Raw genomic sequence first — 12,313 nt, 5'->3', positions numbered from 1 at the left:
AAACCGGAAAAGTAAGTTATAGAAGGGATTATCAGACATATCCTCCAACTATGAAAGGATTAATAACGACCATACCCCCAATTATCATAAACATAATAATTATCTTTTAGGTAAAAGATGCAAATGAAAATATTTGCTCATAAAAACAATATATATTCCACTCAGCAAGATGATACAACCCCATAAATACCAATAACCATAATCCCGGCAATATAAATACCCGATGATAATTACAAATTGCGCAATCATATACACCAACGATACTGCTACGTGCGGTATTCTCAATTCATTAGCCATAATCTGATATAAGTGTTTCCGGTGCGGCAGACCAATATTTTCGTGAAGCATCAATCGATGAATGATAGTCAACACACTATCTACTCCATATACAACAAGTAATACGAGCCAACTAAAATTCTCTGTTTTGATAATTAAACTTCCGATCAGAAAAAGGATCACAAAAGCTATACCGACCGACCCAACATCACCGGCGAAGCATCTCGCTTTCTTGCGAAAATTAAAAAAATTAAAGACCAATACTGCGCAAAGCATAGTATAAATAAAGTCCGTTTCAACAAATGGAACATATACCCTATTTATATAGGCCAATGCTATCAGAATGATCAATGAGTATCCGCCTGTTATGCCATTAATGCCATCCATAAAGTTGTAAGCATTAATAATCCCAGTACAAATGATCAGGGCAACAAGGATTGTCCACCAAGGCAAGCTAAACAATCCCCATTGATAAAACATCAAAGCCATTGCCGTAAAATGAAAGACTAAACGCAATCCTTGCGAAGTAGAACGAATGTCATCTATAAAACTGATAAAAGTTATCAGACTCAAAGCCAGCATAAACCATGGATATTCAAAGTGGTTTGTGAGAAAATAGACCAACACCCCAAAATAAAAGATGATTCCTCCACCACGCAGTGTAATCCGGGTATGTGAACTACGTTCGTTAGGCTTATCGATAATGTTACACTTATCCGCAATACGGAAATAAAAAAGTTCTGCCAGGAATAGCAGAACTAAGATGATTAGATAGTACATAAGTTATTTAGTTTCTTCAAATGAACGAATGGTCTTCATCAACCCCTCTTTAGCTGTCACAAGCATTTTATCAATCCCGAGAGCGGCTTTGATCTTAGCGTTACTTACTACATAATTCTCCGTCAGTTTACGAAGTCTTTCCGTATTCAAAGGTAAATGCAGCAGAGTACCCAAGCCGGCACATCCTTCCATAAGCCCTTTGTTCATCTTCCAGATATGCGGCTTTTTTCCCATTGCTTCACACATGATGCCAATCAGTTCATTCGTTGACAGAGCTTCATCATCTCCCATATGGTAGATGCCCGTAGGTACATCCTGATTCAAAAGCCCCTCAATCACATAACAAAGGTTATCGATTGAAGTAAACGAACGGCGATTATCAAAATCGCCAAGAGGCCAAGGGATTCCCTTCTTCACTACGTTATATAATAAATTTAAATTTCCCTTGTTTCCAGGACCATGAATCATACAGGGACGAAGGATATATACCTGTTTATTCATAGCCGTCCTCCCCTTATCTTTCCCCAACCGCAAAGACTGATCCTCGTCAATAGAAGCAGTTGGAAACATAAAATGCTCTTTTATATACTCTTCCGCCTTTATCTTGCTCTCCCCATAAGGACCAACCGGGGTCGGAATCACGTCTTCAGTAAGTACGTCTCCCACTACGCTATCGGCAGCAGCTTTCACCGAACTAAAGAAAATGAATTTCTTGGCAGATGATTCCAGAAAGAAATCGAATATCTTTTGAGTCAAACCGGTATTGATATCAAAATAAGACTGAGCAGCCGATTGGTTTTTCGTATCATGAGCCTTTCCGGCAAGATGAATAATGGCATCAAACTGAGGAAGGGCTTGAAAAGGGAAAGATGTGGGTTCAATATCTCTCCAAGAAAAAGTATTAACGACTCCATCTTTAGCAGGAAAAACAATATCAAGCCCATACAAAGTATGTTTATCTTTCAAAGCCCCAATAAAATTAGAGCCTATAAAACCATGAATTCCAGAAATAAGTATATTCATTTTTTTATAAAAATCAGTTCAAACACTTTTACTAAATATTTTAATAAAAGCAAGGGATAACAAGTCCATATTCCATTCTCCTTACATGCCCTTACTATCTCTTTATTCAATAAGATATTACTCTTAATAGAAGCTGTACTCACACCTCCTGTTCTCATTTTCATAAAATCCAAAGGCAAATATTTACTTTTTAACCGATGTACATATAAAAAACGAACAAGCAATTCATAATCAGCAGCTATTTTATAATTTGTTTTATAATAGCCAAACAGGTCAAAATATTTTCTATATGTAAAAAATGTTGGATGGGCAGGCATAAATCCGAATCGAAACAAGGATGGGACAAACCTTTTAGAAGAATAATAGCGAACTGTCCTATCCAAATTATCAGGGTTTACAAAACGTACATCTCCATAAATCGCCTCTGTTTCACCAACTTCAAACGATTGAGCAACTTTCTCTAAAACATCTTCTCTATGATAAAAATCATCCGAATTAATAATCCCGACAATATCCCCGGTAGACATTCGAATCCCTTTATTCATAGCATCATAGAGTCCCTTATCTTTCTCACTTATCCATTTCAAACGACCTTGAAATAGAGGTTCATATTCTTTAATAAGTGCAACGGTTTCATCATTAGACAAACCATCCACTATTATATATTCTATATTAGTATAAGACTGCGAAAGAACAGAATGAATCGTATCACGAAGCGTTTTAGCACTATTAAAAGTGACAGTAACAAGGGATATTTTCATAACTATGAAAGAAGAACTATCTTTCTTTATTTAGTAATTGATCATAAAGAGACAAGTAGTAACTCAACTGCTTTGACTTATCAAAAAATTGTAATGCTCTTTGGCGACATTTTGTTATATAAGACTCTTTACCTCTTTCTCTTATTTCTAAAATCTTTTCTAATAACGTATGAATATCCCCACGTTTTAAAACCATTCCCGTATCAGAATCTACAATGTCAGCACTGCCTCCGGTATCATAAGTTATAACAGGAGTACCACAAGCAAGCGCTTCAATATTGACTGTAGGTAATGTATCTTGATATGTCGGGTTTATAAAAATATCTGCAGCAGAATATATTTCAACCAACTGATTAATATTCTCCGTTCTCTCTATACCAATCATATTACCAGGCAATTTTTTTATTTGTTTTGTGGTTAGCCCCACCACAACAATGACACTCTTATCTGGTAATAAAGAGTTTAGGTATATAAGATCATCAAATCCCTTCGTAGTCCCCCAAACCGTAGCAACAGCTAAAATCATGTATCGTGTCCCTACACCTAAATTACTTTTTATCACATCACGATTACCTTTTGGAGTAAACACTTTCAAATCAATCCCGTTAACAATAGTCTGCCGTTTTATTTGAGAAAGATATGACTTACTCAACATATCACTTAGCCAATTGCAAACAGGTACAATCATCATACGTTCAACCGAAGTAAACAATCTCTTCTTTTCTATATAGTTCATACGAGAGTTATCACAACCTAAAGCTTTGGGATAATCTCGTATATTGGGACATGCAAAACAACCTGTCTTCCACTTCTCACACCCGATATTCTGAAAATGGACACAATGTCCCGTGAAACTCCAACAATCATGCAAAGTCCAAACAACAGGTATTTTAGCTGTAGATAGATAGTCAAATAAAACCTCACAGTTTAAATAATAGCCATGAAGATTATGCAAATGGATTATGTCCGGTTTTATTTTCTCTATTTTTGAAATTAAGTGCAAGGTAGCTCTCCGTGAACCAAAACCATGCCTGTCAAACAACATGGATTTCAAGCCATGGACAAAGAGATCAAATCTAGTTCCAACCCTAATCAACATAGATTGGCTGGGACAGGCCCAACGACCGTAAGCAATATAACTTTTCCAGCCAGAAGCAATAACCAAACGCCCTAACTCCTCTGCAATATGGCCGGTGGAACCAGAGTTAGCAACAACATTTATTTGAAAGAGAGTTTTCACTATCGTAGTGATCAAATAGAAGAGAACAAGATCGAAAAGACTAATTAAAGTCCCCTATTTTTTATGGCAACTCAAAAAATAAGAAACATGTTTCACGGGCCAAAAAGGCTCAAAATGCCGTCTGTTAATTACGCGACCGCCAAAAGAAAAGTAATGTTTATAGTCCGATTGAGAAAACACATATTTGTAATACTTACATGCAATATCAATCGAAGATTGATTAGCATGTTCCAAACGGCCGTATGGAAAAGCAAAATATTCACAAGGAGTAGAAAGTTTATGTTCAATAACTGATTTACAACAGCCTATTTGTTTATCCAATTCTGCCAAATCATTATCATTAATCATATAATGATCCATTGTATGTGCACCAATAACATGTCCCCTCGACTGTAAATCTCTTATCTCTGCCCAGCGCATTGGAATCTTACCGGGAGTAAGAACTATATTATTTGTAAAATTCTGAATATACACATCATCCCCATCTACGAAATTAGGATTGATAAAAAAAGCCGCATTCACCCCAAACTGTTCCAAAACAGGTGCTATCATTGAATGACATTCCATAAAACCATCATCAAATGTAAAGGCAACCAAAGGTTCATCGACACTTTTATGATTGAGGATTAGAGAAGTGGCTTCCTCCACTCGTATAAAATGCACATAACGAGAAAGTTGCTTTAACTGGTAAGAAAAATAATCTTTAGCTTGATCGCTGACCGCTCCGCGACATATCATATGTCCATTCAATATATGAATTCCATTCTGAGGACGCGAAAACGTTCCTAAAATATCCAAAATACCATTTCTAACTAAACTTCGAAAATTGTTCATCCTTAATTTGTTTTAAGAAAAAACTTTTTTGAGGACATCCATTTGGTAATATAAATTCCATTTAGTATCAATTGTCTGATAGGCAAACTGCCGGATATCATCTCTACTATATAAACTCCGACTTAACCATTTCTGAATGGTATCAGCTAAACTGTTTACATCATTTTCCTGGAAAAAATCCCCCGTTTTTCCCTGAATTATAGATTCAAATTCAGGACCTTGGAAAGGAAAATTATTATGTGTTATGACAGGACAACCATAAGTCAGAGAATGGATAGCAGTCAAGCCAACATTCCCAGGAGACACACAAACATCCGCATTATAGAACATCTCTCCTATGCGCATCTCGTCATAACAAGGTCCATATAACCAGACATGAGAGCCAAGATTATATTTAGCTATTTCACAATCAAGATGAACCCCATCCACATCTTTACCGACAACAACAAGATTTACCGGAAACCCTTTCTGTTTCAAGATATCCATAGCTTGGATTATATATTCCAATTTCTTCGATTTTTGCACACGCCCAATATAGAATAATACAGGATAGGAGTTGGAAAAATGAGTAGAATAAATAGAAGAAGGCGACAAATTGCATCTGATTTTCAACTGATTATCATAATCCAAAGAGTTTGCAATACAAACCATCTTTGATTTATCAAAGCCTTCTTTTGACATCAGGGAAATAGCATATTCGCCATAAACCATCAACTCAGAAAACAAAGAATAAAACAACTTTTTTATAACCTTCTTTACAATACTTTCTCTGCCATACCAACCATGAGTCCAAGCTACTGTTTTCTTATTTAAAAGTTTTGCCCAGAAAAGGATAACCCATGAAGACAAACAATAAGGTTCTCCATCCAATACATAATAAGTATAGGGTTTAAAGACTAACCGGACAGATTTAGATTGCCAATAAAACTGAGAAAATAAATATTTGTTATGCAATTCTGAGCGAAAATGGTTCAATTGGGTATAATCCATTTTCTTTATTGGCGTCAATAAACGATCGCCAAAATAAAAATCACAGGGAAGCTCCGAAGACATTTTTGAATATATAGGATTGCGATAGTGAGTCCCTATATTAAAAATACAACAAATAGAAGAATTATAATCTGCCATCTATTATATCTTTACTCAATACAGCTTTAACATCATAAACAACACCCATATCAGAACGGAGAAAGCCGCGAATATTCATATGCCGGAACTCTTTATGTCCAACACACAACACCACCGCATCAAATTGTCCAACCAAATTATCAATACCAGCAGTCAGGATCAATATACCATATTCATGTGCCACTTTAGCCGAATTAGCCCAAGCATCATAAACGGTAATGTCAGAAGTATACTCATGTAAGGTAGAATAAATGTCTATCACCTTGGTATTTCGAATGTCAGGGCAATCTTCTTTAAAAGTAAAACCCAGAAGCAGAATCTTTGAATCTTTGACAAGAATACCTTTTTTATTCATTAATCTAATCACCTGATTAGCGACATAGTCTCCCATACCATCATTCAAACGCCTTGCTGCAGACATGATTCGTGGGAGTACCCCATAAACCTGGGCCTTCTGAATAAGATAATAAGGATCAACACTAATACAGTGACCACCGACCAAACCAGGTTTCAACTTGATAAAATTCCATTTGGAAGATGCAGCCTCAATAACATCATTGGTATCAATGCCCATTGCATTGAAGATCTTTGAGAGTTCATTCATGAAGGCAATATTCACATCGCGCTGGGAGTTCTCTATTATTTTGGAAGCTTCAGCCACTTTGATAGAAGGGGCTTTATGAGTACCGTTAACCAACACCGAATTATAAACAGAATCAACAATGTCAGCAATCTCAGGAGTCGAACCGGAAGTTACTTTCTTAATCTTTTCAACAGTATGCTCTTTATCACCCGGGTTTATACGTTCTGGCGAATAACCTGCATAAAAATCTACATTGTATGTTAACCCAGACACCTTTTCGACTACCGGAAGACATTCTTCCTCTGTTACTCCCGGATATACAGTAGATTCATACACAACAATATCCCCTTTTGAAATAACTTTTCCGACTGTAGTACTCGCACCAATCAAAGGTGTAAGATCGGGGCGATTATTCAAATCCACAGGGGTTGGTACAGCTACAACATAAAAGTTACAATTACTTATTTCGTCAATATTACTGGTACATTTGAAACCATTTTCTATCGCTTTCCGAAGTAAGTCGTCAGAAACCTCTAAAGTCATATCATGACCGGAATTTAAAGCATCAACACGAGACTGGTTCAGATCAAAACCAATACATTCATATTTTGTCGAAAACAATCGGGCCAAGGGAAGCCCAACATAACCAAGACCTATTACGGCAATCTTAATCTTCTCCATATTCTATTATTTATTATTTATAGCAAAAGGATCTATTCCTTTTTTTAGATAATATTCTCTAACAGACTTAATCTGTTTATCATTCAAGTTATTACCTATATTTTTATCAGCCAATGCTACATTTATTAAATTTATAACTGGTAATAGACTTGCACTTCGTTCTTTAGCTGGTACTATTTTAGTGCCTTGTAATCGACACATCACATTCAACCATATGTCATCAGCAAAAGGTGCTAACCTTTGAAAAAGACCAATATTACAAACATCTTTGTACAATACTCCTGGAGGAAACAAAGTTCCACCACCTGAACCAAAAAATATTTTATCTCTTGATTTGTTCGTTAATTGTTTCCACTTAATATAAGGGAGACAATTACCTAGATTATCTTGCGTAATAGCAGAAAAATAACGAGAAACAACCACAGGACATGAATATCTTAAACTTTCCTTTAAAAGCTCTTCTATAGCAGAAGTCGGATAAAAAATATCATCATCCACCGTAATCATAACATCATTAGGATATTCTGATAACGTATAAAAAAATTTTTTGTAAGAACGTAAATCACCCTCTCTTAAAAAGATTTGCAACCCCCTCTTACGCAATTTAAGCAGACTCTTAGGTAATAAATCAAGATTAGAAAATTGATCTTTCGATAACCATAAAATAATCATATCAGGTTTATGACTCTGTCTCAACAACGACTCAATGACTAACCAAAGTCGATTTATTCGTGCAGGAAACGAAGTTAAAGTCACTATTATACGTTCACTTTTAAGCTCCCCACTCGATAAAGAATATTTCTTATTATTTACAGTAAGAACGTAATAAATCGGAATGGTTATATTGGCTAAAACTCGAATAAAAAATCTTAAAACAGAATAAATTCGCATCTTCTTTAAAAAGGAGTGCTCTTCATGCTGCATTGAAGCATACCAATAGTTATAAAAATCAAGCATATTATTTATCAAGTGTAACAAATACAAACAAAGAGGAAAAATAGATCCATATTACAGGAAATAAGAGATAAGAACTATTTATTACAGCCATAGCAGGCAAACTACATAAAGCTGCACATAGTACATAACGAATAACCAAATCCTTAGCTTTTCGAATATTTAAAAATATAAAATATAATAATGATAAAAAACAAAAGAAAATCACCAATCCATATTGTACTAAAATTTCTATAAATAGATTATGTGGTAAAGTTATACCAGAGGTAAGAGTCTCTAAAGAAGCTTGAATACTGCCTATCCCTGTTCCACAAAAGTACGAATTGAGAAATAGAGAAAAAGCAAACTCAATAAGTTCTGTTCTAGAACTATCGCTTACAATAGCTTCTGACTCAACAAATCTTGAAACGATTTGAAGAAGCAATATATCAGAATATACGTATATGGTGCAACATATAAAACTAATCAAAATAAAGAAAATTATCTTCTTGTATTTTATGTTTGTTCGTTTAAAAAAAAACAAAAAGATCAAAAAACAGATCAATAAAGATAATAGTCCACCTCTTGAAGCATTGATTAAGAGTATGTAAGCCATTAACATAAAAGATAGCCAGCCATATAATAAACACCTAACCTTCACAGCACTCAAGATATATGCAAATAAGAAGGGCAAGACACAACACAAAAAAGTAACATAACCATTATAATTGCCAAATGTAACCGATGCATATTGTTTTTGCATCACAGTACCCCCAGAATTTAATAATAAATCTGATTCATAAATATTCATCGGAAGATGTATGTCAAATAAAATTTCACAAACAGCAATAATTGCTGAAAATAAAAAAGCAATGAGCCAGCCCTTAATTATTGAGCGATAGGGTTGATTAGCATTAAAAGAAAGATAGACAAGTAAAAAAAAGAGCGAAATATGTGTCGAATAATAAAAAAACTCCTTAAAAGCTTCATTGATATCACTTGTCCAAAATAGACTTACCAGTGAATAAAAAAAACATAGAATAAAAAAACATAGAATATTCCGAAATCTTAATTTATTATTATAAATAAAAGTCAGAACAAATGGAAGCGAAAATAGTCCGATTAATCTAATAGGCTGCAATGCCCCTCCTAAATTGCCAGCTATAAGTGTAAATATAACTAACATGACCATATAGTCATATCTATTATTTAATCGATTATGATTAGAAATACAAATAGTCATCATATTGTATTCTATTTTCTTATCTTTATTAACTTTGATGGATTCCCACCAACGACTGAATATTCTGGAAAATCTTTACAAAGGACAGTTCCCCCTGCAATAATTGTTCCTTTTTGTATGGTTCTACCGGGAGTCATAAGCACATCACGTCCAATCCATACATCGTCTTCAATTATCGTTTGTTTTACTTTAGCATGACCTTGCATAATCATTGGAATATCTATTCTACTAAATTCATGATTTTGTCCTAAAATATAAACATTAGGTCCCATCATTACATTCTTACCTATAACTATATTTCCTGGTACACAACAATTTATTCCAATACCAGAATTATCGCCGATGACAAGATTCCTCCCAGAACCAAAAATTGCCTTACGTTCAATATTAACATTACGACCACATTTCAAGAATATATTTCGGCAACATAAATATCGCCAATGTTTCATCAGTTTTCCAAATACAAGATTTGTACTACAAGGCATGTAGAATAAAATACTATAATATAATATTAGAAAAAACAGTTGCTTTATTGTAAATACTTGCCCATTTATTTTCATAGTAAAGAACAGTTTTATTGACACTTTTTCCCAAAAAAAATAAGTAATAACACTTTGTATATATTTTTCAGTGCTTTTTTTGATCTTTTCTTAAATAATTGCTTTAGCTGAATATTTATATAATTAAAATAAGATAAATCGGAATAACTATAAGATACTCTACACCATATGCAATCTGGATCATCACAAAATAAAGCATATGAATTCTTAAACAATTGCTCTTTTTCAATTTTATAAGAAGTAGACATATCTGTTATAACCGCCTCTCCCTCACCAACATATCCAGATGAAACAATAATCGAATCTTTCAATTTCTTCTGATAAAAATTGAAAAATCCTTGGGGACAGAATAATGAAGGTAGCTTATCATACCAAATCTTTTTATTTTTACTATTATAATAGTATCGTCCACTAGACTCTCTAACTTGATAATATCCCATTTTTTTTAGAAAATCCGTTAAAGCTATATGTGTTGTCCCATCGAAAGGTTCACCTCCAATGCGTAGACACTTTCCATTCATAGATAGCATTTTCTTTAAAATATCATAATTACTAAAGCTATCATTATCTTTATGCTCTATCAATTCCTGTGCTTTCGCACCTATTACCGCAAATGGTAAAGTAGGATGGGCAGAAACAGAAACATTCGGGTTTGATAATACAATATTAGAAATAGCTCCCGTTTTAGAAATTAGTTTATTAGACAAATTATATTTATAAAAAAATCTCATAAAAGAACTATATCTAGAAGGAAAAGCTGTAACAACAATTGTTCCTTCCTTCCCAACTACGTCTAGTAAAGCATCAACAAAAGTCTTCGGTCCTCCTTCCACCCTTCCAATAGCTTTGTAAGATATTCGTAAAAAAAGTAAATCACCACTGGAAACCCCTAACATCTTTAAATCATTACGCAAACTATCAAAAGTTATCATTGTACTTTTTCCTTTATTAATTGTTGCTTCATCAGTATATTATTAGCCATTTTCACCATTGGAGGTCCTATGAATTTATCTCCTTTGACTGCAACTCCTTTGCCCTCACTAACAGAGTCAGACGCTAACGCTAACATTTCTTTTGCCCACTCAACTTCTTCTTGAGTAGGAGAAAAATATCTGTGTACTAATGGTAATTCTTTAGGATTTAATACAAGCATACCTTCAAATCCCAATTTTTTAGACAAAATCAAATTTTTCTCTAGATCCTCTAAATCATGTACTTTGATGTGAACAGTATCAATAGGATAAATGTTACAAGCTCTTGCACAAGCTGAGATTAAAGATCTAGCCATAAATATACTTTCTCCTTTTTCATCATGCTCTCCACGTAAGTCCGTTACATAATCTTCACAACCAAAAGCAACAGCCACTACTCTAGAACATGCCGTACAAATATCTTTCAGATTTACAATAGCCCCTGCTGTTTCTATCAAAGGAATTATTTTAAAAGTCCCAATAGGAAAACCTTTTTCATACTCTACAGTTTCCAGCAGCTTACCAATAAAATATATATCTTCTCCTTTAGTCGATTTAGGATACATAAAACCCGAAACACCCGGAATTGTTAACGCATAGATATCTTTTAATAATTCACCACTTTCTCTATCATTAATTCTAGGATAAATAGGACGATTTAAAAAAATATGATCACCAATATATTTAACAATATTATTTCGTGCTATTATCTTATTCGACACTGGCTGAACAGAATCTTCTATATCTAAAATTAATACATCAGCATCCGATCTAGATGCACTATTCAATAAACGCTCATTATGAGCAGGCACAAACATCAAACTTCTAAATAGATGGCTCATATTCTCTTCGCTTTACTAAAACTTTACGTTTAAAACTTATAATTTCCTCTCCATTCTGATTATACCCAATCGTTTTCACATAAACAATTCCTCTATCCTTTTTAGAATGAGAAGGATACTTTTCAAGAATTATTGTTTTAGAATATATGGTATCTCCGATAAATACAGGACCCAAGTGTTGGATATCTTCATAGCATAAATTAGCAATCGCTTTGCCACTAATATCAGGAACAGTCATTCCAACAACCAAAGAGAAAACTAATGTTCCAACAACTAATACTTTACCATGTTGATTCTTAGCTGCATAATCAACATTTGTATGTACTGGGTGATAGTTCATTGTCAAAAGACAAAAAAGATTATTATCACTTTCAAAAATTGTCTTAGAAAGGCTATGAACAAATGTACCCCCAACCTCAAAGTCATCCCAATAGAAACCGATATCATGAGATTCCATA

General features: G+C 34.1%; 13 protein-coding genes. All 13 read right to left on the bottom strand.

The window, feature by feature from the left end:
* Nucleotides 1-99: 99 nt before the first annotated feature.
* Genes G7Y45_RS08515 through G7Y45_RS08455 form a run of 13 tightly spaced genes read right to left on the bottom strand, consistent with a single transcriptional unit; the run spans nucleotide 100 to nucleotide 12,312 of the window.
* Nucleotides 100-1,056: a glycosyltransferase family 4 protein gene (locus tag G7Y45_RS08515; protein ID WP_122329957.1), complete on the bottom strand. Its 957-nt coding sequence runs from the start codon at nucleotides 1,054-1,056 to the stop codon at nucleotides 100-102.
* Nucleotides 1,057-1,059: 3 nt separating this feature from the next.
* On the bottom strand, nucleotides 1,060-2,079 hold the full coding sequence (locus G7Y45_RS08510; RefSeq protein ID WP_122329958.1) for an NAD-dependent epimerase/dehydratase family protein: 1,020 nt from the start codon (nucleotides 2,077-2,079) through the stop codon (nucleotides 1,060-1,062).
* The gene (locus G7Y45_RS08505; protein ID WP_022012989.1) at nucleotides 2,076-2,840 is read right to left on the bottom strand and encodes a glycosyltransferase family 2 protein; all 765 of its coding nucleotides are present in this window, start codon (nucleotides 2,838-2,840) and stop codon (nucleotides 2,076-2,078) included. Before G7Y45_RS08505 ends, G7Y45_RS08510 begins: the two co-directional genes overlap by 4 nt.
* 16 nt (nucleotides 2,841-2,856) lie before the next feature.
* Nucleotides 2,857-4,080, bottom strand: a complete 1,224-nt coding sequence (locus G7Y45_RS08500; protein ID WP_022012990.1) for a glycosyltransferase family 4 protein — start codon at nucleotides 4,078-4,080, stop codon at nucleotides 2,857-2,859.
* A gap of 54 nt (nucleotides 4,081-4,134) precedes the next feature.
* Nucleotides 4,135-4,914 (bottom strand): polysaccharide deacetylase family protein, encoded by a 780-nt coding sequence (locus tag G7Y45_RS08495; protein ID WP_022012991.1) that lies wholly within the window; start codon nucleotides 4,912-4,914, stop codon nucleotides 4,135-4,137.
* A gap of 12 nt (nucleotides 4,915-4,926) precedes the next feature.
* The gene (locus tag G7Y45_RS08490; protein ID WP_005809921.1) at nucleotides 4,927-6,042 is read right to left on the bottom strand and encodes a glycosyltransferase; all 1,116 of its coding nucleotides are present in this window, start codon (nucleotides 6,040-6,042) and stop codon (nucleotides 4,927-4,929) included.
* Complete coding sequence (locus G7Y45_RS08485) at nucleotides 6,029-7,306, bottom strand: nucleotide sugar dehydrogenase (protein WP_005809923.1); 1,278 nt, start codon at nucleotides 7,304-7,306, stop codon at nucleotides 6,029-6,031. The genes G7Y45_RS08490 and G7Y45_RS08485 overlap by 14 nt, the downstream gene beginning before the upstream one ends.
* A gap of 6 nt (nucleotides 7,307-7,312) precedes the next feature.
* On the bottom strand, nucleotides 7,313-8,263 hold the full coding sequence (locus G7Y45_RS08480; RefSeq protein ID WP_005775846.1) for a hypothetical protein: 951 nt from the start codon (nucleotides 8,261-8,263) through the stop codon (nucleotides 7,313-7,315).
* A gap of 1 nt (nucleotide 8,264) precedes the next feature.
* Nucleotides 8,265-9,485 (bottom strand): O-antigen ligase, encoded by a 1,221-nt coding sequence (locus G7Y45_RS08475; protein ID WP_005809926.1) that lies wholly within the window; start codon nucleotides 9,483-9,485, stop codon nucleotides 8,265-8,267.
* 8 nt (nucleotides 9,486-9,493) lie between these two features.
* Nucleotides 9,494-10,042, bottom strand: coding sequence for an acyltransferase (locus tag G7Y45_RS08470; protein WP_005775844.1), 549 nt, complete (start codon nucleotides 10,040-10,042; stop codon nucleotides 9,494-9,496).
* Between the two features lie 14 nt (nucleotides 10,043-10,056).
* A complete protein-coding gene (locus G7Y45_RS08465) occupies nucleotides 10,057-10,974 on the bottom strand; it encodes an AAC(3) family N-acetyltransferase (protein ID WP_005775843.1) in 918 nt (305 codons plus the stop codon).
* Entirely contained in the window at nucleotides 10,971-11,855 is an 885-nt protein-coding gene (locus G7Y45_RS08460; RefSeq protein ID WP_005809929.1) for a CoA ester lyase, read from the bottom strand. Before G7Y45_RS08460 ends, G7Y45_RS08465 begins: the two co-directional genes overlap by 4 nt.
* Nucleotides 11,839-12,312: a MaoC family dehydratase gene (locus G7Y45_RS08455; protein WP_005775841.1), complete on the bottom strand. Its 474-nt coding sequence runs from the start codon at nucleotides 12,310-12,312 to the stop codon at nucleotides 11,839-11,841. The genes G7Y45_RS08460 and G7Y45_RS08455 overlap by 17 nt, the downstream gene beginning before the upstream one ends.
* Between the last annotated feature and the right edge of the window lies 1 nt (nucleotide 12,313).

The organism is Bacteroides sp. ZJ-18, assembly GCF_011038705.2.
GTDB classification, from domain to species: Bacteria; Bacteroidota; Bacteroidia; order Bacteroidales; family Bacteroidaceae; genus Bacteroides; species Bacteroides hominis.
Note: the sequence above shows the minus strand (reverse complement) of the source record. Positions and strands in the feature narration are given on the sequence as shown.

Excerpts from the sequence above, each read along its gene's own strand:
- G7Y45_RS08515 (WP_122329957.1), bottom strand. The coding sequence starts at position 1,056 with ATGTACTATCTAATCATCTTAGTTCTGCTATTCCTGGCAGAACTTTTT.
- G7Y45_RS08510 (WP_122329958.1), bottom strand. The coding sequence starts at position 2,079 with ATGAATATACTTATTTCTGGAATTCATGGTTTTATAGGCTCTAATTTT.
- G7Y45_RS08505 (WP_022012989.1), bottom strand. The coding sequence starts at position 2,840 with ATGAAAATATCCCTTGTTACTGTCACTTTTAATAGTGCTAAAACGCTT.
- G7Y45_RS08495 (WP_022012991.1), bottom strand. The coding sequence starts at position 4,914 with ATGAACAATTTTCGAAGTTTAGTTAGAAATGGTATTTTGGATATTTTA.
- G7Y45_RS08490 (WP_005809921.1), bottom strand. The coding sequence starts at position 6,042 with ATGGCAGATTATAATTCTTCTATTTGTTGTATTTTTAATATAGGGACT.
- G7Y45_RS08485 (WP_005809923.1), bottom strand. The coding sequence starts at position 7,306 with ATGGAGAAGATTAAGATTGCCGTAATAGGTCTTGGTTATGTTGGGCTT.
- G7Y45_RS08480 (WP_005775846.1), bottom strand. The coding sequence starts at position 8,263 with ATGCTTGATTTTTATAACTATTGGTATGCTTCAATGCAGCATGAAGAG.
- G7Y45_RS08475 (WP_005809926.1), bottom strand. The coding sequence starts at position 9,485 with ATGATGACTATTTGTATTTCTAATCATAATCGATTAAATAATAGATAT.
- G7Y45_RS08470 (WP_005775844.1), bottom strand. The coding sequence starts at position 10,042 with ATGAAAATAAATGGGCAAGTATTTACAATAAAGCAACTGTTTTTTCTA.
- G7Y45_RS08465 (WP_005775843.1), bottom strand. The coding sequence starts at position 10,974 with ATGATAACTTTTGATAGTTTGCGTAATGATTTAAAGATGTTAGGGGTT.
- G7Y45_RS08460 (WP_005809929.1), bottom strand. The coding sequence starts at position 11,855 with ATGAGCCATCTATTTAGAAGTTTGATGTTTGTGCCTGCTCATAATGAG.
- G7Y45_RS08455 (WP_005775841.1), bottom strand. The coding sequence starts at position 12,312 with ATGGAATCTCATGATATCGGTTTCTATTGGGATGACTTTGAGGTTGGG.